Raw genomic sequence first — 23999 nt, 5'->3', positions numbered from 1 at the left:
ACCGGGAGAATGCACCATGACCCCTGAGCAGCGTCGCCAGAATGTGCGCCTGGGTTGGATCCTGGCGTCGGTGGCCCTGGCGTTTGCCCTGGGGTTCGTGGTCAAGCACATTCTGCTCGGGCCCTGATCGGCCATCGCATGCCGAACGCCATGTCGTCACGCCGTCTCGACAACCTGCGCATGACCGGAAAGCTGGTCGTCATCGCCGTGGGCATGTTTGCCTTCGGCTATGCGCTGGTGCCCATCTACCGCGCCATTTGCGAGGTCACCGGGATCAACATCCTGGCCCTCGGTGAGCGCCAAGTGCCGGGCAAGTCGCGGGTCGATCCGGCCAACACCCAGGTCGACACCTCGCGCACGATCACGGTGGAATTCGACACCAATGTGCGGGGTCCGTGGCACTTCAAGCCCGCGGTGCGTTCCGTGCAGGTGCATCCCGGCGAACTCACGACCGTGATGTACGAGTTCCAGAACGTGCAGGGCCGCACCATGGCGGCACAGGCCATCCCCAGCTACGCGCCGCGGCAGGCGGCCAACCACTTCAACAAACTGGAGTGTTTCTGCTTCAATCAGTACACGCTGGCGCCGGGCGAGCGAAAGGAGTGGCCGGTGGCGTTCGTCATCGATCCCAAGCTGCCCAAAGACGTCAAGACCATCACGCTGTCCTACACGTTCTTTGAGGTCGGCGCGCCCACACCCGCAGCGCCGACCGCCGCGCTGGCTCGATCCGGAGACGCCTCATGACCCCTTCCCCCCACCGGCGGCCGGTGGCGGTGCTCGATACCGTCAAAGCGGTGCTGTGGAGTTTCATTGGTTTGCGCCGCCGCGCCGACTTCGAGCACGACGTCCAGAAACTCAACCCGGTGGCCGTGTTGGCGACTGGGGTGGTGATGGCCTTCGTGTTCATCGGTGTCCTGATGCTGATCGTGCGCTGGGTGGTGTCGTCCTGATGGACGGCGCTGGTCCCGGCCCCGTCCATAAGATTCAACGAGGAGTGAGTATGTCCGCAACCACACACGGCAGCACGCCGTACTACTACGTGCCCGGTCTGTCGCGGCACCCGTTCATGGCGGCCTTCGGGCTGTTCTTCGTCATCCTGGGCGCTGGCCAATGGATCAATGGCACCGACTGGGGCATGTATTCGCTGGCCTTCGGGCTGGTGTGGTGGCTGGTGGTGCTGTACCAGTGGTTCCGAGACGCCGTAACCGAGAGCGAAGGCGGCCTCTACGGGCGCAAGATCGACATCTCCTACCGCTGGAGCATGAGCTGGTTCATCTTCTCGGAGGTGATGTTCTTCGGCGCGTTCTTCACCGCGCTGTGGTGGGCCCGCAGCCACTCCGTCCCCGCCCTGGGTAACTTGGAAAACAGCCTGATCTGGCCGAACTTCCAGGCCATTTGGCCGTCGGTGCAGGCCGGTGCCACGGCGTCGCCTGCGGGCATCGTCGAGCCCTTCCAGACCGTCGGGCCGTTCTGGCTGCCGACCATCAACACTGCGCTGCTGCTGACGTCGGGTCTGACCCTGACCATCGCGCACCATGCGATTCAGGACGGCAACCGCACCAAGACCATTGCCTTCATGTGGCTGACGGTGCTGCTGGGCTTCGTGTTCCTGCTGGTGCAGGGCTACGAATACTTCCACGCCTACACCGACCTCAACCTCAAGCTCAGCTCTGGCATCTTCGGCTCGACGTTCTTCATGCTGACCGGCTTCCACGGCTTCCACGTGTTCGTCGGCATGCTGATGCTGCTGGTGATCACCCTGCGCCTGCAAAAAGGGCACTTCACCAAGGACCGCCACTTCGGGTTCGAGGGGGCTGCCTGGTATTGGCACTTCGTGGACGTGGTCTGGCTGTTCCTGTACGTGCTGGTCTACTGGATGTAACCGACACGGTCGGATCCCGGAAAGCGCCTGCGGGCGCTTTCTTCGTTTGGGCGGCAGGGCAGGCGGGGGTCAGTGCACCGGCAGCCCGGTCGGCTGAATCCAGCCCATCCAATGGCTGAGAATGATGAACAGGAACAGCAGAATGGACAGCCCGATGCGCACGGTCAGCGCTCGGGCCATGCGGCGCGAGCGCTGCGCGTCGCCGCTGCTGGAGTCGCCCTTCATCATCGCGACCAGCGCCGCTGCCAGACTGCCCACGATGCCGACGAAGGCGACCACGACGAGGTATTTCATGCGGGACATTATCGGATGAAGGCGCAACGCGCGCGGCGGTTTTGGCTGGTGACCCTGGCGGCCGCGGTGGGGGTGTTGGTGACGGCGTCCCTGGGCGTCTGGCAGTTGGGGCGGGCGGCGAGCAAGCGCGCCTGGCTGGCCGAACGGGAGGCACAGGCCGCATTGCCCGCCGCCGACTGGGAGGCGCTGCGCGATGCCCAGGCGCGTAGCCAGTTGACCGCGTGGGCGGGGCGCGCGGTGCGGCTGCAGGGCCGCTGGGTGGCGGATGCCACGGTGTGGCTGGACAACCGGCCCATGGGGGGCCGGGTCGGCTTCGTGGTGGTGACCCCGTTGGTGCCGGACGGCGGTGGGCCGGCGGTGCTGGTCCAACGGGGGTGGCTGCCGCGCCGCCCCGATGACCGTCAGGCCCTCCCCGCGCTGTCGACGCCTGCGGAGCCGGTGATCGTGGAAGGGCGCCTGGCCCCGCCGCCCTCGCAGCTATTCCAGTTGGGGCCCGACGCGCCGGGGCCGATCCGGCAAAATATCCAGTTGGATGCGTTTGCCACCGAATGGCGTCTGACGCTGCTGCCGGTGTCGGTGCAGCAGACGGCGCCACCCGAAACCGCGGTGGACGGAACGCCGCTGCAGCGTGCCTGGGCGACGGTGGCGGTCGAGCCGGCCAAGCACGTTGGGTATGCGGTCCAGTGGTTCGGGCTCGCCGCCCTCATCTCCGCCCTTTATGTCTGGTTCCAAATCCTCTCTCCCAGGCGACGTGCCCGCTGATGCTCAGGCTTTGGCCCGGGTGGACGAACCGCTGACGATGACCGTGCACAGCCTGCCCACGCCGGATCAGGGGTTGGCGCGGGATGCGGCCGCCACGCGCCGAGGGCGCTGGAAGATGCTGCTGCTGTTTTTGATCAGCGCCTCGCCCGTCATCGCGTCGTACTTCACCTATTACGTGATCCGCCCCGAAGGGCGGCGCAATTACGGCGAGCTGATCGAGCCGCAGCGCCCGTTGCCGGCCTTCAGCGGCTGGGATGCGCAAGGCCGGCAGGTGCCTCTGACGTCGTTGGCTCACCAGTGGCTGTTCATCAGCGTGGCGGACAGCGCGTGCGATGCGCAGTGCGAGCGGCATCTGTATCTGCAGCACCAGTTGCGCGAGGGGCTGGGCAAGGACAAGGACCGTATGGATTGGGTGTGGCTGCGCACGGGGGCGCGGGAGTTCCCGCAGCGGCTGCAGCCGGCGCTGCAGACCGCCACCGTGCTCTGGGTGGACGAGGCGCAGCTGGCCACCTGGTTGCAGCCGGCGCCTGGGGGCCGGCTGGCCGACCATCTGTATGTGGTGGACCCCATCGGCAACTGGATGATGCGCTTTCCGAAAGACGCCGATCCCGCGAAGATGCGGCGCGACCTCGAGCGGCTGATGCGGGCGTCGAGTTCGTGGGACCGGCCCGGGCGTCCGTGAGGTGACCATGCAACCGTCGTATGACTGGACGCCGGTCTTCCGGCTGATGATCGTGGGGCTGCTGCTGGCGGCCGGGCCGCTGATGTGGGTGTGGTTGCGCAGCCGCGGGGCCAGCCCGGTGCAGCGGCTGCGGGTGCTGGCGGGGTTGACGTTGTTTTTGACCTTCGATCTGGTGCTGTTCGGCGCCTTCACGCGCCTGACCGACTCCGGCCTGGGCTGCCCGGACTGGCCGGGCTGCTATGGCGCGGCCAGCCCGATCGGCGCCCACGCCGACATCGCTGCGGCGCAGGCGGCGATGCCCACCGGGCCGGTGACGTTTTCCAAGGCATGGATCGAGATGATCCACCGCTATCTGGCCACCGCGGTGGGCGCGCTGATCCTGGTGATGGCGGTGGTCAGCACCATCGAGCGTCGCCGCAACCCCGCCACGCCGCTGCTTTGGCCGTGGCTGTCGCTGGTGTGGGTGTGTCTGCAGGGGGCTTTTGGCGCCTTGACGGTGACCATGAAGCTGTTCCCCGCCATCGTTACCCTGCATTTGCTGGGGGGGCTGGCGCTGCTGGCGCTGTTGCGCCTGCAAGCGGTGCGCTATGGCCAGGCGGACGCGCTGACCTGGCAGGCGGCCCGGCTCCATCCCGGGCTGCGCGCTGCGCTGTGGGTGCTGTTCATCGCCGTCTGGCTGCAGGTGGCGCTCGGTGGCTGGGTCAGCACCAACTACGCCGTGCTGGCGTGCCGCGACTTCCCCACCTGTCAGGGCAGTTGGTGGCCGCCGATGGACTTTGCGCGTGGCTTCGAGCTGTGGCGCGAGCTGGGTGCGCAGGGCAGCGGTGAGGCGCTGCCGTTTGCAGCGCTGACGGCGATCCACTATGTGCACCGATTGTTTGCCTATGTCGTGCTGGCTGCCCTGGTGGGCGTCGGCTTGGCGCTGCGCCGCGCCGGTATGGCAGGCCACGGCCGCTGGCTGCTGGCGCTGGCCGGCTGGCAGTTGCTGACGGGGCTGAGCAATGTGGTGCTGGAGTGGCCGCTGGTGGCGGCGGTGTCCCACACCGGGGGGGCGGCGGTGCTGGTTGCGCTGCTGGCGGGTTGGTTGGCCGCGACGGCGTCGGTCCCGGTGAGCGGGGTCCTGACGCCGGGGTCTTCGGTGGCGACACCGGTTTGGCGGGAGCGCCGCGCATGAGCACCCCCTCCTCTGCTGCGGCGTCGCCGCTGCCGCCGACGTGGCGGCAGTACTACGTGCTGATGAAGCCGCGCGTCATCCAGCTCATCGTCTTTTGCGCGCTGATCGGCATGGTCCTCGCGGTGCCGGGGTGGCCCAGCCCCGCCCAGTGGTTGACCATGGCCGTCGCGTGCCTGGGTATCTGGATGGTGTCCGGTGCGGCGGCGGCGTTCAATTGCCTGATCGAGCAGCAGATCGACGCCCGCATGCGCCGCACCGCCTGGCGCCCGACGGCTCGGGGCGAACTCAGCCAGCGCCAGGCGCTGGTGTTTTCGGCGCTGCTGTGCACGGCGGGCTCGGCCCTGCTGTATGCGGCGGTCAATCCGCTCACCATGTGGCTGACGCTGGCCACCTTCGTCGGCTATGCGGTGATTTACACGGTGATCCTCAAGCCGCTGACGCCCCAGAACATCGTCATCGGCGGGGCGTCCGGCGCCATGCCCCCGGTGCTGGGCTGGGCGGCGATGACCAACGCCGTTACCGCCGAAGCGCTGGTGCTGTTTCTGATCATCTTCCTGTGGACGCCACCGCACTTCTGGGCCTTGGCGCTGTACCGGGTGGAGGACTACCGCAAATCGGGCTTGCCCATGCTGCCCGTCACGCATGGATCGGACTTCACGCGGTTGCAGATCCTGCTCTACACGCTGATCCTGCTGGCGGCCTGCCTGTTGCCGTATCTGCTGCGCATGAACGGCTGGCTGTACCTGCTGGCGGCGCTGGGGTTGAATGCGGGCTTCGTGGTCTATGCGTGGCGTCTGTGGCGGTCGTACTCCGATGCCCTGGCGCGCAAGACCTTCCGTTTTTCGCTGATCCATCTGTCGGCGCTGTTTGCGGCCATGCTGGTGGACCACTATCTGATCATGACGCCATGACCCGTCGTCGCTCCGAATCCGTGCCGTCCGATTCGTCGCCCACCGCCCGCCGCGGAGCCCTCGCCCGTCTGTTGGGTGGCGCCGGCGCTGCGGTCTTGACCCTGGGGGTCGGGTGGCTCGGGGGGTGTGGCGAGCGGCCCGCCGCCTTCAGTGGCATCGACATCACCGGGGCCGACTACGCGCAAGGCTTCGACCTGCCGGATCAAAACGGGCAGCGCCGCACGCTGGCGGATTTTCGCGGCAAGGTGGTGGTGGTGTTCTTTGGCTACACGCAGTGCCCCGATGTGTGTCCCACGTCGCTGGGCGAGCTGGCCGAAGCCAAGCGGCTGCTCGGCGCCGATGGCGAGCGCCTGCAGGGCATCTTCATCAGTGTGGACCCGCAGCGGGATACCCCGGACGTCATGCGGGCCTACATGGCCAGCTTCGACCCGAGCTTTCTGGCGCTGCGGGCCACGCCCGAGGAGCTGCCGGCGCTCGCCAAGGCCTTCAAGGTCTATTACAAAAAAGTCGAAGGCCAGACGCCGACCAGCTACACCATGGACCACTCGGCGGGCAGCTATGTGTACGACACCCAGGGGCGCGTGCGCCTGTATCACCGCTACGGCAGCGGGGCGCAGGCCTTGGCGGACGACGTGCGCCGGCTGCTCGCGCAAGGCTGACCGCCCAGGGCGTCACGAGCCGGCCGTTCAGTCGACTTGGGCGCAGCCGGGTGGGGCATCAGCCCTGCATTTTGTCGGCTTCCGAGGTGAAGGCGTCGGCGTAGAACGCCTCGGCCGGCAGACCGGCGGCCGCGTAATCGCGCCTGGCGGACTCGACCACCACCGGGGCGCCACAGGCATAGACCTCGAAACCGGAGAGGTCCGGATGATCGGCCAGGACGGCCTGGTGAACGAAGCCGGTGCGACCCGTCCAGTGGTCTTCGGGCAGGGCATCCGACACCACAGGGACATAGGTCAGATGGGGCAGGCTCGCGGCCGTCTCGCGGATCCAGGCGTCCTGGTAGAGGTCCTGTGGGCGTCGGCCGCCCCAATACAGCCAGACGGGGCGGGTGATGCCCTTGTGCTGCAGGTGTTGCACGATCGCTTTGATGGGCGCGAAGCCGGTGCCCGAGGCCAGCAGGATGATCGGCTTGTCCGAGCCTTCGCGCAGATAGAAGCTGCCGTACGGCCCTTCGATGCGCAGGATCTCCTTCTCCTTCATGGCGCCGAAGACGTGGTCGGTGAACTTGCCACCCGGCATGTGACGAATGTGCAGCTCCAGCATGGGCACGTCGGTTTTGACGTGCGGTGCGATCGCCATGGAGTAGGCGCGGCGTGCGCCGTCGCGCAGCAGGAATTCGACGTACTGCCCGGCGTGGTATTGGAAAGTGTCATTGGCCGGCAGCTGCAGGCGCACGATCATGACATCGGGCGCGGCGCGTTCGAGCTGCAGCACGCGAACGGGCAGCTTTTTGACGGGAAAGGCGCCGGCCTCGGTCACCTGTCGCGATTCGATCACGATATCGCTGTGCGCGGTGGCGCAGCAGGTGAGGATCAGGCCGGCAGCCTCTTCTTCGTCGGAGAGCGCCTTGGACTGGTGCGGGCCGTGCGTGACGGTGCCGGAGAGCTTGCGGCACTTGCACGAGCCGCAGGCGCCGTCCTTGCAGCCGTAGGGCAGGCCGATGCCTTGCCGGATGGCCGCGGCGAGCAGGGTTTCGTTCTCGGTGGCCGTGTAGGTGCGGCCGCTGGGTTCGACGGTGATGGTGAATGTCATACTTGCGGGGCGGGCCAAAGGCCTGCATCAAAGGCAGAGCAGGATTGTCGCAAATGCCGTGCCGTGGCGCGCATAAGGCGCGCATGGCCAGTGTGCCGCGCAGGATGTGAACCGATGTTGAATGGAACGGGTGGGGCGCTGCCGGCGCGGTTTCGGCGGCAGCGGGTGCTGATCGTGGGCTGCGGTGACGTGGGGCTGCGCGCAGCGCGCGTGCTCGGGCAGCGGGTGCGTGTGCTGGCCTTGACATCCAGCCCCGAGCGCGTAGAGGCGCTGCGAGCGGCCGGCATCACCCCCCTGGTGGGCGATTTGGACCAGCCGTGCTCGCTGCAGCGGCTGGCGGGACTGGCCGACCGCGTCCTGCACCTGGCCCCGCCGCCCAGCGAGGGGCTGAGCGACTGGCGGCGCGACCCGCGCTCGCGCGCTTTGGCGGCGACGCTGGCCCGCCGACGCGCGCCGGCGGCGTTGGTGTATGGCTCGACCAGCGGGGTGTATGGCGATTGCGGGGGTGCGTGGGTGGACGAGACACGCCCCCCCGCCCCCGAGACGCCGCGCGCCTGGCGACGGCTGGACGCCGAACAACAGTGGCGATGGTGGGCGCTGCGCACGGGGGCGCGGGTGAGCGTGTTGCGCATTCCCGGCATCTATGCCCATGACCGCGCTGGCGGTCCGGCCGAACGCCTGCATCGGGGCATGCCCGTGCTGCGTTCCGAGGACGACGTCTACACCAACCACATCCACGCGGACGATCTGGCGCGGGCCTGTGTGCGTGCGCTGTGGCTGGGGCGGCCGCAGCGCACGGTCCATGTGTGCGACGACAGCCACCTGAAGATGGGCGACTACTTCGATTTGGCGGCCGATCTGTTGGGGCTGCCGCGCCCGCCGCGCATTGCCCGCGAGGGGGCCGAGCGGCAACTGCCGCTGATGGTGCTGTCGTTCATGAGCGAATCCCGCCGCCTCGTAAACCGCCGCCTGCATCGGGAGTTGCGCCTGCGCTTGCGCTATCCGACGGTCCGGGAGGGGTTGCTGGCTGGGGCGCGCGCTATGGCGCCCAGCAGGCCGACGGCGTGATCCTCGGCGCTGCCCCAGCGGCTGGGCTGGGGTTTGCGGGGGAAGTCGGGGATCGCGCGTTGTGGTGCCGGGGGCCGGACTCGAACCGGCACGGTGTCTCCACCGGCAGATTTTGAATCTGCTGCGTCTACCAATTTCGCCACTCCGGCGCGCGAGACGAAAATTATGGCACAGTCAGCGGTCTGTTTCGCCCCCACTGGGCTTTGCGCACGCCCCTTCCGTTCATGATCCCGCCGTCCGAATCCCCCCGCTCCCCCGCCCGCGCCGCGGGCACCCGCCGCCGCGCCCCGCGCCGCTACCCCACCATCGAGGATGCCATCGGCCACACGCCGCTGGTGGCGTTGCAGCGCATCGGCGAGCCAGACAACCGCGCGCGCGGCAACGTCGTGCTGGGCAAGCTGGAGGGCAACAACCCGGCCGGCTCGGTCAAGGACCGCCCGGCGCTGTCGATGATCCGCCGCGCCGAGGAGCGCGGCGAGATCCGCCCCGGCGACACGCTGATCGAGGCCACCAGCGGCAACACCGGCATCGCGCTGGCGATGGCCGCGGCCATCCGCGGCTACCGCATGGTGCTGATCATGCCGGAGGACCTCTCGATCGAGCGCGCGCAGACGATGAAGGCGTTCGGTGCCGAGCTGATCCTCACGCCCAAGAGCGGCGGCATGGAGTACGCGCGCGACTTGGCGGAAAAGATGCAGCGCGAGGGCAAGGGCAAGGTGCTGGACCAGTTCGCCAACCCCGACAACCCGCGCATCCATTACGAGACCACCGGCCCGGAGATCTGGAAGCAGACCGGCGGGCGCATCACGCACTTCGTCAGCGCGATGGGCACCACCGGCACCATCACCGGGGTGAGCCGCTTCCTGAAGGAAAGGAACCCGGCGATCCGGGTGATCGGCGCGCAGCCGAGCGAAGGCTCGCGCATTCCGGGCATCCGCAAGTGGCCGCCGGAGTACCTGCCGAAGATCTACGACCCCTCCGGCGTGGATGAGCTGGTCTACGTCAGCCAGGCCGACGCCGAGGCGATGTGCCGCCGTCTGGCACGCGAGGAGGGGATCTTTGCCGGCATCTCGGCCGCCGGGGCGTGCTGGGTGGCGCAGCAGATCGCGGCGCAGGTGGAGAATGCCACGATCGTCTTCGTCGTCTGCGACCGCGGCGACCGCTATTTGTCCACCGGGGTGTTTCCGGCCTGACGGGGGCGCCGGTCCCCGGTCCCCGGCCACCGGGTATCGCCTTGGGGTTTTGCCGGATACAGGGGTACGGGGCGCGAAGGCGGCCGTACAATCGCGCTTCCCTGAAGGCTAGCCACGACCATGCAAATCGACCGTGAACTGGACGCGCGCGGGCTGAACTGCCCGCTGCCCATCTTGAAAGCCAAAAAAGCCCTGGCCGAAATGACCAGCGGCCAGGTGCTCAAGGTGATTGCCACCGACGCCGGATCGGTGCGGGACTTTCAGGCATTCGCCAAGCAGACGGGCAACGAGCTGCTGCACCAGGAAACCGCCGGTCCGGACTACGTGTCCGTGCTCAAGCGCCGCTGAGGGCAGGGAAGAGCGGTTGCGGCCGCTTGGGCGCCTGTCGGATCGGCGTGCCCAAGCCAGACGGCCCCTTGCGGGGCCGTCGTCGTTTGGGGCGCGGGGCAGGGGTGCCCGCCCGCGCCATCCGCAGGGTCAGCCGCCCAGCCGCTGTAACTGCGCCTGCACCTTAGCCAGCGTGGCGGAAAAATCTGCCAGCCGCTGGCGTTCCTGCTCGATGACGGCCGGCGGGGCCTTGGCGACGAAGGCCTCGTTGGCCAGCTTGCCCTGTGCCTTGGCGATCTCGCCCTGCAGGCGGGCCACCTCCTTGCCCAGGCGGGCCTTTTCGGCGGCGATGTCGATTTCCATGAACAGGCACAGCCGGGCTTCGCCCACCACGGCCACTGGGGCGGCCTGCGCGGCGGCGGCCCAGTCGGCTTCGTCGGCAAAAACCTTGACCTCGCTCAGTTTGGCCAGCGCCTGCAGCACCGCTCCCCAGCGACCCAGAAAATCACCCGCCCCCACGGCATACAACGGCAACCGTTGCGCGGGGGAGACGCCCATCTCGCCGCGCAGGCGGCGGCACGCCTCGACCATGGCCTTGAGCTGGGCGACCTCGGCCTCGGCTGCGGGGTCGATGCGCTCCGGCTGCGCCTCGGGGTAGGCGGCGACGCTGACCGAGGGGCCGGCCCGCCCGGCTACCGGGGCCACCTTCTGCCACAGTTCCTCGGTGATGAAGGGGACGATCGGGTGCGCCAGGCGCAGGATCGTCTCCAGCGTGCGGATGAGGGTGCGGCGGGTGCCGCGCTGTTGGGCGGCGTCGCCCGTTTGCAGTTGAACCTTGGCGATCTCCAGATACCAGTCGCAGAACTCGTCCCACACGAAGGCGTAGATGGCGTTGGCGACGTTGTCCAGGCGATACTCGGCAAAGCCCTGCGCCACCTCGGCTTCGACGCGCTGCAGCGCCGAAACGATCCAACGGTCCGCGGCCGAGAAGCTCAGGTAGCCCTGGAATGGTCCGCCGGGCGCGCACTGCTCCTTGGTGTGTTCCGCCAGCCCGCAGTCGTGGCCCTCGCAGTTCATGAGCACGAAGCGCGTGGCGTTCCAGAGCTTGTTGCAGAAGTTGCGGTAGCCCTCGCAGCGCTTGCTGTCGAAGTTGATGCTGCGCCCGAGGCTGGCCAGCGCCGCGAAGGTGAAGCGCAGCGCATCCGCCCCATAGGCCGGGATGCCATTGGGGAATTCCTTTTCGGTGGCCTTGCGCACCGCGGGGGCGGTCTCGGGCTTGCGCAGGCCGGTGGTGCGCTTGTCCAGCAGCGCCGGCAGGTCGATGCCGTCGATCAGGTCCACCGGGTCGAGCACGTTGCCTTCGGACTTGCTCATCTTGCGGCCCTGCGCGTCGCGCACCAGGCCGTGGATGTAGACGTGGCGGAACGGCACCCGGCCGGTGAAATGGGTGGTCATCATGATCATGCGCGCCACCCAAAAGAAGATGATGTCGTAGCCCGTCACCAGCACGGTGCTGGGCAGGTACAGGTCGTAGTCGCTGAGGGCGGCGGTGTTTTTTTCGCTGGCGGGGCCGGATCCGTCCGGGCTCATCCGTCCTGCGGCCGGGAAATCGCCCGGGCCCGATCCGGCACCGCCAGCGGCCTCGGGCCAGCCCAGCGTCGAGAACGGCACCAGCGCACTGGAGTACCAGGTGTCCAGCACGTCCGGGTCGCGGGTCAGGCCCGCGGCCAACAGCGGCGCGCGCTGTTCCGGCCCCAGACGGGCGACGTAGGCCTCGAACTGCGCACGCGCCTCGGCCTCGCTGCGCGCGACGTAGACGTTGCCCTCGGCGTCGTACCAGGCCGGGATCTGGTGGCCCCACCAGAGCTGGCGGCTGATGCACCAGTCCTGGATGTTGGCCATCCACTGGTTGTAGGTGTTGACCCAGTTCTCCGGCACGAAGCGCACCTGGCCGCTGGCCACGGCGTCGATGGCCTTCTGCGCGATGCTCTTGCCGGTGGGGTCTTGCGGGCTGACCCGGGTCATGGCGACGAACCACTGGTCGGTCAGCATCGGCTCGACGATCTGGCCGGTGCGCGCGCAGCGCGGCACCATCAGGCGGTGCTTCTTCACCTCGACCAACAGCCCGGCGGCGCGCAGGTCCTCGACGACGCGGCGGCGCGCCTCGAAGCGGTCCAGCCCGCGGTAGGCGGCCGGCGCGTTGTCGTTGACGGTGGCATCGAGGTGGAAGATGTTGATCAGCGGCAGCTGGTGGCGCTGGCCGACCGCGTAGTCGTTGGGGTCGTGCGCCGGCGTGACCTTGACCACCCCGGTGCCGAAGGCCGGATCGACGTAGGCGTCGGCGATGACGGGGATCTCGCGCTCGCACAGCGGCAGCCGCACGCGCTGGCCGACCAGGTGGCGGTAGCGCTCGTCCTCGGGGTGCACCATCACCGCCACGTCGCCCAGCATCGTCTCCGGCCGGGTGGTGGCCACCACCAGCTGCCCCTCGCCGCTGGCCAGCGGATAGGCGATCAGCCACAGGAAGCCGTCCTCTTCCTCGCTCTCCACCTCCAGGTCCGACACCGCGCTCATCAGCACCGGATCCCAGTTGACCAGCCGCTTGCCGCGGTAGATCAGGCCCTGCTCGTACAGCCGCACGAAAGTTTCGGTGACGACCCTGGAGAGCCGCTCGTCCATCGTGAAGTATTCGCGGCTCCAGTCCACGCTGTCGCCCATGCGGCGCATTTGCTGGGTGATGGTGTTGCCGCTTTTCTCCTTCCACTCCCACACCTTGGCGACGAAGTTCTTGCGCGCTTCCTCGGGGGTGGGGCCCATGGCGTGCCGGCTGATGCCCTGGGCCTGCAGTTGCCGCTCCACCACGATCTGCGTGGCGATGCCGGCGTGGTCGGTGCCCGGAATCCAGACCGTGTTGAAGCCGCGCATGCGGTGGTAGCGCGTCAGCGAGTCCATGATGGTCTGGTTGAAGGCGTGCCCCATGTGGAGCGTGCCCGTGACGTTGGGGGGCGGCAACTGGATGGCAAACGATGGCGCATCCGCCCGGGGCTGGCCGGTGCCGCGCCAGCCGGCGCGGCCGTAGCCGCGCGCTTCCCACTCGGGGCCCCAGCGCCGCTCGACGGCGGCGGGCTCGAACGATTTGGACAGGCTCTGCAGGCCCGGTTGCTGGACGGGTTCAGACATGGATGATTCTCGGGTGCGGAAAGGGGACCCCGCGGGACGCGGCCGGGCCCCGGCAATAAGCGTGGAATTGTAGGCGTGGGTCCCTCCGACCAGGGGTTTACCCGAAACATTGACGGATTCAATGCGATGCATTGAACACGCTGACTGGACGGCACGGGCAAACGGCTCTAAGGTTGACGGGTCTGCCGTGCCGACCGAGCCTGCAGGTTGGCGGACACGGTGGCGTTTTCGTGAACCACCTGACCAGGAGATGACCATGCCGCAACTCAAGGGTTCGAAGACCGAGCAGTGCCTGAAGGATGCCTTCGCGGGCGAATCGATGGCCAACCGTCGCTACCTGTACTTCGCCAACAAGGCCGACGTCGAGGGCCAAAACGACGTGGCGGCGCTGTTCCGCTCCACTGCCGAGGGCGAGACCGGCCACGCGCACGGCCACCTGGAGTTCCTGGAGCAGGCCGGCGACCCGGCCACCGGCATGCCGATCGGCTCCACGCGCCAGAACCTGGAGTCCGCGATCGCCGGCGAGACGCACGAGTACACCGACATGTACCCGGGCATGGCCAAGACGGCGCGCGAGGAAGGCTTCGACGAGATCGCCGACTGGTTTGAGACGCTGGCCAAGGCCGAGCGCTCGCACGCCAACCGCTACGCCAAGGCGCTGGCCGAGTTGGTCGACTGACCCGACCCGATTCGGTTGTCCACCGGCGGCCCCGCGCGGGGCCGCCCCCCGCCGCCCGAACAGAGGTGAGGAGACCGACGATGGCCCGCGAAGGCAACCTGGAAGCCCCCACGCGCCACCCGCTGGACTGGCGCAACCCCGACTTCTACGACGAGGCCAAGTGCTTCGCGGAGCTGGAGCGCATCTTCGAGATCTGTCACGGCTGCCGCCGCTGCGTCAGCCTGTGCCAGGCGTTTCCGACCCTGTTCGACCTGATCGACGAGGGCAAGACCGGCGAGCTCGACGGCGTGGCCAAGGCCGACTACTGGAAGGTGGTCGACCAGTGCTACATGTGCGACCTCTGCTACATGACCAAATGCCCGTACACGCCGCCGCACGAGTGGAACCTGGACTTTCCGCACACGATGCTGCGCGCCAAGGCGATCAAGTTCCGCAAGGGCGAGGTCAAGGCGGCGGAAAAGTTGCTCGCCTCCACCGACGTGCACGGCAGCCTGGCCGGCATCCCGGTGGTGGTGCAGACGGTCAACGCCGTCAACCGCACCCAGCCGGCGCGCGCGCTGATGGAAAACGTGCTGGGCGTGCACCGCGACGCCTGGATGCCGGAGCTGGCCACGAGGACGCTGCGCCGCGCCGCGCCCGAGTCTCGCGCCGCGCAGGTGGTCGACGGCGAGCGCACGCCGGGCAAGGTGGCGATCTTCGCCACCTGTTACGTGAACTGCAACGAACCCGGCATCGGGCTGGACCTGCTGGCGATCCTGGAGCACAACGGCATTCCGTACACGCTGGTGGAGAAGGAGCGCTGCTGTGGCATGCCCAAGCTGGAGCTGGGTGACCTCGAGTCGGTGGCGGCGGCCAAGGAAGCCAACATCCCGGTGCTGGCGCGCTACGCGCGCGACGGCTTCGCCATCCTGTCGGCGGTGCCCAGCTGCACGCTGATGTTCAAGCAGGAGATCCCGCTGATGTTTCCGGACGACCCGGACGTGCAGCTCGTCAAGGAGGCGATGTGGGATCCGTTCGAGTACTTCAGCGCCCGCCGGCGCGACGGGCTGCTGCGCACCGACTTCCAGCGCGGGCTGGGCAAGGTTAGCTACCAGGTGCCGTGCCACAGCCGCGTGCAGAACATGGGGCGCAAGACCGAGGAGATCCTCAAGCTCATTCCCGACACCGAGGTGCAGACGTTGGAGCGCTGCAGTGGCCACGCCGGCACCTACGGCGTCAAGAAGGCCACCCACCCGGTGGCGATGAAGATCGGCAAGCCGGTGTTCAAGAACATGGCGCAGCACAAGGGCGGCGGCACGCCGGACGTGATCGGCTCGGACTGCCCGCTCGGCGGCCACCACATCGCGCAGGGCTTCGAGGTCAACCAGCTCGGCGCCCCGAAGCTGATGCACCCGTTGACCATGCTGGCCACCGCCTACGGCCTGAAGAACCCCTGACCCCCTCTCTGCTTCGCGAGTCACCATGATCACCACGATGCAACTGACCGGCAAGATCACGCGCGAGACGCTGATGCCGCTGGAGGCCTACGCCAAGTGGCGCAAGGCGCACAAGGGCGAGGTGATCGCGCACCGCAAGCTGCGCACCGTGCACCTGGGCGAGCACGTCACCGTGCAGTTCGAAAGCGAGCTGTCGATGCGCTACCAGATCCAGGAGATGCTGCGCATCGAGAAAATCTTCGAGGAAGAGGGTATCCAGGACGAGATCGACGCCTATGCCCCGCTGGTGCCGGACGGCTCCAACTGGAAGGCGACGATGATGATCGAGTACCCCGACATCCACGAGCGCCGGCGCGAGCTGGCGCGTCTGATCGGCATCGAGGACCGCATGTTCGTCGAGGTCGAGGGGCACGGCCGCGTCTACGCCATCGCCGACGAGGACCTGGACCGCGAGACGCCCGAGAAGACCTCGGCGGTACACTTCCTGCGCTTCGAGTTCACCCCGGCGATGCGCGCGGCGATCCAGGCCGGTGCCGCGGTCAAGCTCGGCTGTGACCACACCCAGTACCCGGCGCACGTGACGATCGCGCCGGAGACGCTGGCCAGCCTGGCGGGCGATCTGGCGGACTGATCCGGCGCCGCTATCATCGCGGCCCGGAGGCCCCGCACCGATGCTGTTCATCCTGTCCCCCGCCAAGGCGCTCGATTACGAGACACCGCCCACCACGACGGTGGCCACCCAGCCGCTGTTCGTCGAGCAGGCCGCCGAGCTGATCGCCATCCTGCGGCAGAAGTCGCCGCAGGAGGTGGCCGAGCTGATGGACCTGAGCGACGCGCTGGCGCAGCTCAACGTGGCGCGCTACCAGGCGTGGCAGCCCCAGTTCGGCCCGCACAACAGCAAGCAGGCGATCCTGGCGTTCAACGGCGACGTCTACGAGGGGTTGGACGCGCGCAGCCTGGGGTCGGACGACCTCGACTGGCTGCAGCGCCACGTCTGCATCCTGAGCGGCCTGTACGGCGTGCTGCGCCCGCTGGACTGGATGCAGCCGTACCGGCTGGAGATGGGCACGCGGTTGAGCACGCCGCGCGGGCGCAACCTGTACCAGTTCTGGGGCCCGCGCATCGCCGACTACCTCTCGCAGCGGGCGGCAGAAGACGATGGCCTGCTCGTCAACCTCGCCAGCGAGGAGTACTTCAAGGCGGTCGACCCGAAGGCGCTGCGCGCGCGCGTCGTCACCTGCGTGTTCGAGGAGCGGCGCGGCAGCGGCTACAAGGTGATCAGCTTCCTGGCCAAGCGTGCGCGTGGCCTGATGACGCGCTGGGCCGCGCTGCACCGCGCCGCCGACGTCGAGATACTGCAAGGCTTCGACAGCGAGGGTTACCGCTACGCGCCGGAGGTCTCCACGCCAGAGCGGCTGGTGTTCCGGCGCGACGAGCGCGGTTGAAAGCGGCGCGCCCCGCGCTACACTGCGGCGCGATGAGCCAGACCATCACCCCGGAGTTGCGCGCCTGGATCGTGCAGCAGGCGCAGGCCGGCTGCACGCCGGAGTCGGTGCTGCAGGCCATGCTGCAAGCGGGCTGGCAAGCGTCCGTCGCGCTGGACGCGATGGAGACGGTGCTGGAGACGCACCTGGGGGCCGTGGCCGCGCAGGACGCCACGGCGCGCGCGGCGGCGGCCCGCACCGTGGCCCATGCCGCGGCCGGCGCCCAGGCGGCTGAGCGGGCCGTGACCGGTCGGGGCGTGGCGCGGCCGTATCTGGACCTGTCCGGGTCGCCGCGCGCCATCGATCTGGGGGACCGGGTGGTGACGGTGCACGTCAGCCTGCGCCGACCGCGCCTGGCGGTGCTGGGCAACCTGCTGTCGGCCGAGGAGTGCGATGCCCTGATCCAGGCCGCGCAGCCGCGGCTCAAGCGCTCCCGCACGGTCCAGACCCGCACCGGCGGTGAGGAGCTCAACGCCGATCGCACCAGCGACGGCATGTTCTTCCGCCGGGGCGAGACGCCGCTGATCCAGCGCATCGAGGCGCGCCTGAGCCGGCTGGTGCACTGGCCGGTGGAAAACGGCGAGGGCCTGCAAGTGCTGCGCTACGGTCCGGGGGCCGAGTACAAGCCGCACTACGATTACTTCGACCCCAACGCTGCCGGCACCGCCCGCATCTGCGAGCGCGGTGGGCAGCGCGTGGCCACTGTCGTTATGTATCTCAACGAGCCGCTGCGCGGCGGCGGGACCACCTTCCCCGACGTGGGGCTGGAAGTCATGCCGCAGCGCGGGCATGCGGTGTTCTTTGCCTACGACCGGCCGGAGCCCGCCACCCAGACGCTGCACGGCGGCGCCCCCGTGCTGGAAGGCGAGAAGTGGGTGGCCACCAAGTGGCTGCGCGAAGGCGAGTTCACCGTTTGATCGCCGTTTGATCGCTGGCGTGCCGCGCTGGCTTTTTCACCTGTCCATGGCTGCCGATTCCACCGCTTCCGTCTCCACCGTCGATCCTGCTCAGGCCGCTGCCGTACCCGGCTTGGCCGATGCCCCCCTGGGCCGCGCGAGCGCCTACACCGACACCTACGACCCCACGCTGTTGTGCCCGCTGCCGCGCGCCCCGAAGCGCGCCGAGATCGGCATCACCGGCACCCTGCCGTTCACCGGGGCCGATCTTTGGACAGCGTTCGAGCTGAGCTGGCTCAACGACCGCGGCAAGCCGCAGGTGGCGCTGGCGCACGTCACCATCCCGGCCGAGACGCCCCACCTGATCGAAAGCAAGTCGTTCAAGCTCTACCTGAACAGCTTCAACCAGACGCGCTTCGCCGACGCCGAGCAGGTGCGCGAGCGGCTGCGCGCCGATCTGGCCGAGGCCCTGTGGCGCGGCAGCGAGCGCGCCGGCAGCGTCGGCGTGCGCCTGCGGTTGCCAAACGAGTGGGCGGCGGAGGCCGTGCGGCCGCTGCCCGGTCTGAGCCTGGACCGTCTGGACGTGGAGTGCACCCACTACCAGCCCGCGCCCGAGCTGCTGCGCGCCGACCCCGAGCAGCCGCCGGTGGAGGAGGTGCTGACCAGCGACCTGCTCAAAAGCAATTGCCTGGTGACGGGGCAGCCGGACTGGGGCAGCGTGCAGATCGCCTACAGTGGTCCCCCGATCGACCAGGAGGGCCTGTTGCGCTATCTGGTCAGTTTTCGCCAGCACCAGGAGTTCCACGAGCAGTGCGTGGAGCGCATCTTCATGGACATCTGGACACGCTGCCGGCCGGTGCGCCTGAGCGTGTATGCGCGCTACACGCGCCGCGGCGGGCTGGACATCAACCCCTGGCGCACCAGCCATCCCCAGCAGCCGCCGGTCAACGCGCGCACGGCGCGGCAGTAACGGTGCGGCGACGGGGCGTGAGTATCAGTCCAGGGCGTCGAACAAGTCCGGGATGCGCGGGCGGGCTGCGGCCGCCGGGCTTGCGCGGTCCGGCCGGGCCAGATTGCCCACCCGAACCCCCAGCAGGCGGATGGGCCGCGTCAGGTCCACCCGCTTCAGGCACAGCCCGGCGGTGCGGCGGATCACCGCGGCATCGGCCGTGTGCATGGGCACGGTCTGGTCGCGGGTGACGATGCGAAAGTCCTCGTAGCGCAGCTTGATGCCGATCGTGCGTCCGACGTAGCCCTTGCGCTGCAGGTCGGCGGCCACCTGCTCGCACAGGCGGGTGAACAGACGCCCCAGCTCCACGCGGTCGTGCACCGCGTGCAGGTCGCGCTCGAAGGTGGTTTCCCGGCTCAGGCTGACCGGCTCGCTGGCCGTGACCAGCGGGCGTTCGTCCCGACCCCAGGCGGCGTCGTGCAGCCAGGCGCCGTGGCTGGCGCCAAAGCGCTCGATCAGCGTCTCGCGCGGGCAGGCGGCCAGCTCGCCGATGGTGCGCAGACCCATGGCCTGCAGGCGCTCGTCGGTGCGCGGGCCGATGCCGTGGATCTTGCGGCAGGGTAGGGGCCACAAGCGGGAAGGCACGTCCGCCGCGTCCAGCAGGGTGATGCCACCGGGTTTGTCCAGGTCGCTGGCGATTTTGGCCAGCAGCTTGTTGGGTGCCACGCCGATCGAGCAGCTCAGCCCCGTGGCGGCGCGGATGGCGCGCTGCAGCCGCTCGGCGAGCACACGCCCGCCTTCGAGCTGTCCGTCAGGGGCGTGGGTGAAGTCGATGTAGACCTCGTCGATGCCGCGGTCCTCCATCACCGGCGCATGGCGCAGGATCACCGCCTTGAAAGCGCGCGAGGCAGCGCGGTAGGCGTCGAAGTCCACCGGCAGCAGAATGCCGTCCGGGCACAGCCGCGCGGCTTTCATCAAGCCCATGGCCGAGCCGACGCCGTGTTGCCGGGCGGCGTAGTTGGCGGTGGTGATGACGCCGCGCCCGCGGTAGTCGCGCAGCCGGGCGAAGGCCGACAGCGGGATGCGATCGCGCGGCAGGTCGTCGGGCACGGGCTCGCGCCAGCGGGACTGCCGCCCGCCGATGACCAGCGGCACGTCGCGCAGTTGCGGGTAGCGCAGCCCCTCGACGGACGCATAGAAAGCATCCATGTCCAGGTGCGCGATGCGGCGCGGCGGGCGATCCATGGTTGCTGAAAAAATGGGCAGTCTGTTCCAGGGCTTGGGGGTACGGGCTTTCCCGAATTCTCCCGCAGCTTGTCCACAGCATCGCCCACAGGGGCCGGGGACAAGGGACGGTCGCGCTATGCTGCCGCCCGCCGATCCCCATTTCACAGGAGAGCCGCCATGGACACCCCCCCGAACAAAGATTTCGAAGCCGGCCTGGCCATGCGCCGCCGCGTCATGGGCGACGATTTCGTCGACCGCGCCTTTGCCCACCTCACGCCGTTCACCGAGCCGCTGCAGCACTACATCACGCGCAACGCCTGGGGCGACGTCTGGCAGCGCCCGGGTTTGGACCTCAAGACCCGCAGCCTGATCACGGTGGCGATGCTGACCGCCTTGGGCAAGCAGCACGAGCTCAAGGGCCATGTGCGCGGGGCGCTCAACAACGGCGCCACCCCGCAGGAGATCCAGGAGGTGCTGCTGCACGCCAGCATCTACTGCGGTCTGCCGGCCGCGGTGGAGGCCTTCCGCGCCGCGGCCGAGGTGGTGGACGGGCCCAAGGGCTGATCCGGCGTCGTGCGGCACCGGCCGGGCACCACGCGGCGCCATCACCCCGTCAACAGCCGCTGCACCAAGTCCACCGAGCTGCTGGCGCCGTATTTGCGCATCAACCGTGCGCGGTACACCTCCACCGTGCGCGGACTGATGCCCAGCGCCTTGGCCGTCTGCTTGGCGGTCAGGCCTTTCATCACCAGGCCGGCCACCTCGCGCTCGCGCGCGGTCAGCTCGGCCTTGACGGGGCGCCGCGAGGAGAGGTCCTCGAAGCTCCAGATGCCCGCGGCGTGCGGATCGGCGCGGTCGAGTGCGCGCCCGGTCACATGGCACCAGAATGTCTGGCCGGCGAAGCGGCCGCCCACCCGGCGCATGATGCGCTCGTCGCTGTAGTGCCCGTGGGCATTGAGGATGGGTGCGATGCGCTCGCCGATGCGCTCGAATTCGTCCGCGCTGGGGTAGAGGATGCGAAAGCTCTGGCCGATGAGCTGGTCACGGCTGGCGCCAAACATCTCGCACACCGCCTGGTTGCAATCGACCATGGTGCGGTGGCGCGACAACACCAAGCCCACCGGCGCCAGTTCGAAGGCCAGCCGATAGTCGTCCAGAGCAGGCGCAGCGATCACGACCTAGGGTTGGACAGTAGGCAATACTACGTATGCGGTTACGTAGTATCGTACGGCTTTCCCCCACCTTTGGACAGGAGCGTGCGAGCATGAACAAGGTCTACCCCAGCGCGGCCGCGGCCCTCGAGGGCGTGGTCGCCGATGGGCAGCTCATCGCGGTCGGCGGCTTTGGCCTGTGCGGCATCCCCGAAGCGCTGATCGACGCGCTGCGCGACAGCGGCGTGAAGAACCTCACGGTCATTTCCAACAACGCCGGCGTGGACGGCTTCGGGCTGGGCAAGCTGCTGGAGACGCGCCAGATCAAAAAAATGATCTCCAGCTACGTCGGCGAGAACAAGGAGTTCGAGCGCCAGTACCTGGCCGGCGAGCTGGAGCTGGAATTCACCCCGCAGGGCACGCTGGCCGAGAAACTGCGTGCCGGTGGCGCCGGCATTCCCGCGTTCTTCACCAAGACGGGCGTGGGCACCATCGTGGCCGAGGGCAAGGAACACCGCGAGTTCAACGGCGAGACCTACATCCTGGAGCATGCCCTGTTTCCGGATGTGGCGCTGGTCAAGGCCGACGTCGCCGACCTGTCGGGCAACCTGCGCTTTCGCCGCACGGCGCGCAACTTCAACCCGGCCGCCGCGACCGCGGGCAAGCTGTGCATCGTCGAGGTCGAGCGCATCGTGCCCACCGGGGCCATCGACCCGGACGATGTGCACCTGCCCGGCATCTATGTGCACCGCATCGTGCACAACCCCTCGCCCGAAAAGCGCATCGAGAAGCGCACCACCCGCGACCGCAAAGTTTGAGGAGCCCGATCATGCCTTGGACCCAAGACCAAATGGCCGCGCGCGCGGCCCAGGAACTGCAGGACGGCTTCTACGTCAACCTGGGCATCGGCATCCCGACGCTGGTGGCCAACCACGTGCCCGACCACATCGAGGTCTGGCTGCAAAGCGAAAACGGCATGCTGGGCATCGGCCCCTTCCCCTATGAGGACGAGGTGGACCCCGACCTGATCAACGCCGGCAAGCAGACCGTCACCACCATCAAGGGCTCGTCCATCTTCGGTTCGGACCAGTCGTTCGCCATGATCCGCGGCGGCAAGATCAACCTGTCGATCCTGGGCGCGATGCAGGTCACGCACAAGGGCGACTTGGCCAACTGGATGATCCCCGGCAAGATGGTCAAGGGCATGGGCGGCGCGATGGACCTGGTGGCCGGCGTGCCGCGCGTGATCGTGCTGATGGAACACGTCGCGCGCAAGAAGGACGGCACCGAGGACCTGAAGATCATCCCTGAGTGCACGCTGCCGCTGACCGGCAAGGGCGTGGTGGACCGCATCATCACCGATCTCGGCGTGATGGACGTCACGCCCGAGGGGCTCAAGCTCGTGGAGCTGGCCCCCGGCGTGACGCGCGAGTTCATCCAGAGCAAGACCGGCGTGCCGCTGCTGTGACGCCGCCCTGGCCGGCCCGATGAGCGCGATCCCCACCCGCCCCCGCATCGGCCTGGCGCTGGGCAGCGGCGCCGCGCGCGGCTGGGCGCACATCGGCGTGCTGCGCGTGCTGCAGGAGGCGGGGCTGGAGCCCGACATCGTCTGCGGCACCTCGATCGGCGCGCTGGTCGGGGCGGCCTACGCCGCGGGCGAGCTGGATCGGCTCGAGCCGTGGGTGCGCTCGCTGGACTGGCGGCAGGTGGTCGGCCTGATCGACCTGCGCTTCGGCGGCGGGCTGATCGAAGGTGACAAGCTGGAGACGTTTTTCCGCAGCCGCTTCGCCGACGGCGGCATCGAGGCGTTGCCCAAGCCGTTCGGCTGCGTGGCCACCGACCTGGCCACCGGGCGCGAGGTCTGGCTGCGCCAGGGGCTGGTGATCGACGCGGTGCGCGCCTCGATCGCCATCCCGGGCGTTTTCACCCCGGCGCGGCAGGACGGGCGGCTGCTGGTGGACGGCGGGCTGGTCAACCCGGTACCGGTGTCACTGGCGCGGGCGATGGGGGCGGAGTTCGTCATCGCGGTGGACCTGAACTGGGACCTGATGCGCCGGCGCCAGCGCGTGGCCAGCCGCGCGCGCGGGCCGCGCCGTGGGCTGCTGGAGGGGGTGCTCAAGCGCCTGCGCGGCGGGGCGTCGGAGGATGCCGACGGGTCGGCGCAGGCCGCGGAAGCCGCGAGCGAGGCCGCCCTGCCGTCGCTGCTGGACGTGCTGACCACCAGCATGGCCATCGTGCAGTGGCGCATCACGCAAAGCCGCCTGGCCGGTGAGCCGGCCGACGTCGTCATCCGCCCGGCCTTGGCGGACGTGGCGGCGATGGACTTTCACCGCGCCGCGCCGGCCATCGCCGCTGGTCGCCGCGCGGCCGAGCAGGCGCTGCCGGTGCTGCGCGATGCGCTGGCGCTGCTCGATCCGAGGACGGTTGCGCTCGCCGACCCGGCCGCCTGATGGGCGGCGTGTCGCTGCAAGCGCTGCCGCCGCGTCCACACCCAGCCGCGACGTAGCAGCAAGCATGTCCCCAGCACCACCAAGCCCGAGGCCAGGATGTCGGTTGGAAAGTGCGCGCCCTGCAGCGCGCGCGCGGCCCCGATCCCGAGTCCCGCCGCCATGCCGATCACCAGCATGCGATGCCAGCGCCGGCGCCTGGCCAGCGCGCCGATCGCCATTAGCGTGAAGCCCGCTGCGGCGTGACCACTCGGCAGGCTGCAGTTGCTCGCACAGGTCTGCGCGGGTTGCCACACGGCGTGGTAAGGGTGTGGGCCGCCGAACGCCTCCACCGATCGCGGGCGCGGCCGACCCCAGTGTTCCTTGAACAACAAGTCGATCACAAGGCCGTTGGCCACCAGCGCCACCAGCCACACGCTCAGTGCTGCCCGCCGCCACTGCGGCCGTCGGCGCCAAGGCGGCAGCGCCAACACCAGCAAGGCCGCAAGCAGCATCAGCCAGCCGG

Annotated in this window: 27 protein-coding genes, 1 tRNA gene and 1 pseudogene; 22 read left to right on the top strand and 7 right to left on the bottom strand. The window is 68.8% G+C overall.

Annotated features, from left to right (window positions below; all coding sequences use genetic code 11):
* Positions 1 to 16 precede the first annotated feature (16 nt).
* Genes ACK4TH_RS02805 through ACK4TH_RS02790 form a run of 4 tightly spaced genes read left to right on the top strand, consistent with a single transcriptional unit; the run spans position 17 to position 1882 of the window.
* Entirely contained in the window at positions 17 to 127 is a 111-nt protein-coding gene (locus ACK4TH_RS02805) for a cytochrome oxidase small assembly protein (protein ID WP_409622371.1), read from the top strand.
* Between the two features lie 23 nt (positions 128 to 150).
* Positions 151 to 744 (top strand): cytochrome c oxidase assembly protein, encoded by a 594-nt coding sequence (locus ACK4TH_RS02800; RefSeq protein ID WP_409622368.1) that lies wholly within the window; start codon positions 151 to 153, stop codon positions 742 to 744.
* Positions 741 to 950, top strand: a complete 210-nt coding sequence (locus ACK4TH_RS02795; RefSeq protein ID WP_409622365.1) for a DUF2970 domain-containing protein — start codon at positions 741 to 743, stop codon at positions 948 to 950. The genes ACK4TH_RS02800 and ACK4TH_RS02795 overlap by 4 nt, the downstream gene beginning before the upstream one ends.
* A gap of 50 nt (positions 951 to 1000) precedes the next feature.
* Positions 1001 to 1882 (top strand): cytochrome c oxidase subunit 3, encoded by an 882-nt coding sequence (locus ACK4TH_RS02790; protein WP_409622362.1) that lies wholly within the window; start codon positions 1001 to 1003, stop codon positions 1880 to 1882.
* Between the two features lie 69 nt (positions 1883 to 1951).
* Here the strand turns inward: ACK4TH_RS02790 and ACK4TH_RS02785 are convergent, their stop codons facing one another.
* Entirely contained in the window at positions 1952 to 2176 is a 225-nt protein-coding gene (locus tag ACK4TH_RS02785) for a twin transmembrane helix small protein (RefSeq protein WP_409622360.1), read from the bottom strand.
* 15 nt (positions 2177 to 2191) lie between these two features.
* Between ACK4TH_RS02785 and ACK4TH_RS02780 the strand changes: the two genes are divergently transcribed.
* The 5 genes from ACK4TH_RS02780 to ACK4TH_RS02760 are packed head-to-tail and all read left to right on the top strand — an operon-like array spanning position 2192 to position 6364.
* Positions 2192 to 2938, top strand: coding sequence for an SURF1 family protein (locus tag ACK4TH_RS02780; RefSeq protein WP_409622357.1), 747 nt, complete (start codon positions 2192 to 2194; stop codon positions 2936 to 2938).
* Positions 2895 to 3620 carry a hypothetical protein gene (locus ACK4TH_RS02775; protein ID WP_409622354.1) on the top strand — a complete coding sequence of 242 codons (726 nt, stop codon included), beginning with the start codon at positions 2895 to 2897 and terminating at the stop codon, positions 3618 to 3620. Before ACK4TH_RS02780 ends, ACK4TH_RS02775 begins: the two co-directional genes overlap by 44 nt.
* 7 nt (positions 3621 to 3627) lie before the next feature.
* Positions 3628 to 4794 (top strand): COX15/CtaA family protein, encoded by a 1167-nt coding sequence (locus ACK4TH_RS02770; RefSeq protein ID WP_409622351.1) that lies wholly within the window; start codon positions 3628 to 3630, stop codon positions 4792 to 4794.
* Positions 4773 to 5705, top strand: coding sequence for a heme o synthase (cyoE, locus tag ACK4TH_RS02765; RefSeq protein ID WP_409622348.1), 933 nt, complete (start codon positions 4773 to 4775; stop codon positions 5703 to 5705). The genes ACK4TH_RS02770 and cyoE overlap by 22 nt, the downstream gene beginning before the upstream one ends.
* Positions 5702 to 6364 carry an SCO family protein gene (locus tag ACK4TH_RS02760; protein ID WP_409622346.1) on the top strand — a complete coding sequence of 221 codons (663 nt, stop codon included), beginning with the start codon at positions 5702 to 5704 and terminating at the stop codon, positions 6362 to 6364. The genes cyoE and ACK4TH_RS02760 overlap by 4 nt, the downstream gene beginning before the upstream one ends.
* A gap of 58 nt (positions 6365 to 6422) precedes the next feature.
* Here ACK4TH_RS02760 and ACK4TH_RS02755 read toward each other — a convergent pair whose 3' ends face one another.
* Entirely contained in the window at positions 6423 to 7457 is a 1035-nt protein-coding gene (locus ACK4TH_RS02755) for a CDP-6-deoxy-delta-3,4-glucoseen reductase (RefSeq protein WP_409622343.1), read from the bottom strand.
* A 114-nt stretch (positions 7458 to 7571) separates the two neighbouring features.
* On the opposite strand from ACK4TH_RS02755, the gene ACK4TH_RS02750 reads away from it, so the two are divergent.
* Positions 7572 to 8525 (top strand): SDR family oxidoreductase, encoded by a 954-nt coding sequence (locus tag ACK4TH_RS02750; protein WP_409622340.1) that lies wholly within the window; start codon positions 7572 to 7574, stop codon positions 8523 to 8525.
* 62 nt (positions 8526 to 8587) lie between these two features.
* On the opposite strand, the gene ACK4TH_RS02745 is transcribed toward ACK4TH_RS02750, so the two are convergent.
* Positions 8588 to 8674, bottom strand: a tRNA-Leu gene (locus ACK4TH_RS02745).
* A gap of 75 nt (positions 8675 to 8749) precedes the next feature.
* Here ACK4TH_RS02745 and cysM point away from each other — a divergent pair.
* Both cysM and ACK4TH_RS02735 read left to right on the top strand, forming a co-directional pair.
* Positions 8750 to 9718: a cysteine synthase CysM gene (cysM, locus tag ACK4TH_RS02740; RefSeq protein ID WP_409622337.1), complete on the top strand. Its 969-nt coding sequence runs from the start codon at positions 8750 to 8752 to the stop codon at positions 9716 to 9718.
* A 120-nt stretch (positions 9719 to 9838) separates the two neighbouring features.
* On the top strand, positions 9839 to 10066 hold the full coding sequence (locus tag ACK4TH_RS02735) for a sulfurtransferase TusA family protein (protein WP_068610481.1): 228 nt from the start codon (positions 9839 to 9841) through the stop codon (positions 10064 to 10066).
* A gap of 129 nt (positions 10067 to 10195) precedes the next feature.
* Here ACK4TH_RS02735 and ACK4TH_RS02730 read toward each other — a convergent pair whose 3' ends face one another.
* The gene (locus ACK4TH_RS02730) at positions 10196 to 13225 is read right to left on the bottom strand and encodes a valine--tRNA ligase (protein WP_409622333.1); all 3030 of its coding nucleotides are present in this window, start codon (positions 13223 to 13225) and stop codon (positions 10196 to 10198) included.
* Positions 13226 to 13481: 256 nt separating this feature from the next.
* On the opposite strand from ACK4TH_RS02730, the gene ACK4TH_RS02725 reads away from it, so the two are divergent.
* The 6 genes from ACK4TH_RS02725 (at position 13482) to queF (ending at position 18690) form a co-directional block, all read left to right on the top strand.
* Positions 13482 to 13904 carry a rubrerythrin family protein gene (locus tag ACK4TH_RS02725; protein ID WP_143969202.1) on the top strand — a complete coding sequence of 141 codons (423 nt, stop codon included), beginning with the start codon at positions 13482 to 13484 and terminating at the stop codon, positions 13902 to 13904.
* Between the two features lie 80 nt (positions 13905 to 13984).
* Positions 13985 to 15340 (top strand): (Fe-S)-binding protein, encoded by a 1356-nt coding sequence (locus tag ACK4TH_RS02720; protein ID WP_409622329.1) that lies wholly within the window; start codon positions 13985 to 13987, stop codon positions 15338 to 15340.
* A gap of 37 nt (positions 15341 to 15377) precedes the next feature.
* Positions 15378 to 15971 (top strand): DUF3501 family protein, encoded by a 594-nt coding sequence (locus ACK4TH_RS02715; protein ID WP_409622543.1) that lies wholly within the window; start codon positions 15378 to 15380, stop codon positions 15969 to 15971.
* A 40-nt stretch (positions 15972 to 16011) separates the two neighbouring features.
* Positions 16012 to 16785, top strand: a complete 774-nt coding sequence (yaaA, locus tag ACK4TH_RS02710; RefSeq protein WP_409622326.1) for a peroxide stress protein YaaA — start codon at positions 16012 to 16014, stop codon at positions 16783 to 16785.
* Positions 16786 to 16817: 32 nt separating this feature from the next.
* Entirely contained in the window at positions 16818 to 17741 is a 924-nt protein-coding gene (locus ACK4TH_RS02705; protein WP_409622323.1) for a 2OG-Fe(II) oxygenase, read from the top strand.
* Positions 17742 to 17787: 46 nt separating this feature from the next.
* On the top strand, positions 17788 to 18690 hold the full coding sequence (gene queF / locus ACK4TH_RS02700) for an NADPH-dependent 7-cyano-7-deazaguanine reductase QueF (RefSeq protein WP_409622320.1): 903 nt from the start codon (positions 17788 to 17790) through the stop codon (positions 18688 to 18690).
* A 24-nt stretch (positions 18691 to 18714) separates the two neighbouring features.
* On the opposite strand, the gene ACK4TH_RS02695 is transcribed toward queF, so the two are convergent.
* On the bottom strand, positions 18715 to 19914 hold the full coding sequence (locus tag ACK4TH_RS02695; RefSeq protein ID WP_409622317.1) for a DNA polymerase thumb domain-containing protein: 1200 nt from the start codon (positions 19912 to 19914) through the stop codon (positions 18715 to 18717).
* 159 nt (positions 19915 to 20073) lie between these two features.
* Between ACK4TH_RS02695 and pcaC the strand changes: the two genes are divergently transcribed.
* Positions 20074 to 20460 carry a 4-carboxymuconolactone decarboxylase gene (pcaC, locus tag ACK4TH_RS02690; protein WP_409622314.1) on the top strand — a complete coding sequence of 129 codons (387 nt, stop codon included), beginning with the start codon at positions 20074 to 20076 and terminating at the stop codon, positions 20458 to 20460.
* A gap of 41 nt (positions 20461 to 20501) precedes the next feature.
* On the opposite strand, the gene ACK4TH_RS02685 is transcribed toward pcaC, so the two are convergent.
* On the bottom strand, positions 20502 to 21071 hold the full coding sequence (locus ACK4TH_RS02685) for a LuxR C-terminal-related transcriptional regulator (protein ID WP_409622311.1): 570 nt from the start codon (positions 21069 to 21071) through the stop codon (positions 20502 to 20504).
* 89 nt (positions 21072 to 21160) lie between these two features.
* On the opposite strand from ACK4TH_RS02685, the gene ACK4TH_RS02680 reads away from it, so the two are divergent.
* The 3 genes from ACK4TH_RS02680 to ACK4TH_RS02670 are packed head-to-tail and all read left to right on the top strand — an operon-like array spanning position 21161 to position 23497.
* Positions 21161 to 21865, top strand: a complete 705-nt coding sequence (locus tag ACK4TH_RS02680) for a CoA transferase subunit A (protein WP_409622308.1) — start codon at positions 21161 to 21163, stop codon at positions 21863 to 21865.
* A gap of 11 nt (positions 21866 to 21876) precedes the next feature.
* Complete coding sequence (locus ACK4TH_RS02675; RefSeq protein ID WP_334155057.1) at positions 21877 to 22515, top strand: CoA transferase subunit B; 639 nt, start codon at positions 21877 to 21879, stop codon at positions 22513 to 22515.
* Positions 22516 to 22534: 19 nt separating this feature from the next.
* Positions 22535 to 23497 (top strand): patatin-like phospholipase family protein, encoded by a 963-nt coding sequence (locus ACK4TH_RS02670; RefSeq protein WP_409622305.1) that lies wholly within the window; start codon positions 22535 to 22537, stop codon positions 23495 to 23497.
* A 65-nt stretch (positions 23498 to 23562) separates the two neighbouring features.
* Here ACK4TH_RS02670 and ACK4TH_RS02665 read toward each other — a convergent pair.
* Positions 23563 to 23988 (bottom strand): annotated as a pseudogene (locus tag ACK4TH_RS02665) (phosphatase PAP2 family protein); the annotation flags it as partial.
* Positions 23989 to 23999 lie beyond the last annotated feature (11 nt).

It is taken from the genome of Tepidimonas sp. (assembly GCF_046292505.1).
Lineage (GTDB): Bacteria > Pseudomonadota > Gammaproteobacteria > Burkholderiales > Burkholderiaceae_C > Tepidimonas.
Note: the sequence above shows the minus strand (reverse complement) of the source record. Positions and strands in the feature narration are given on the sequence as shown.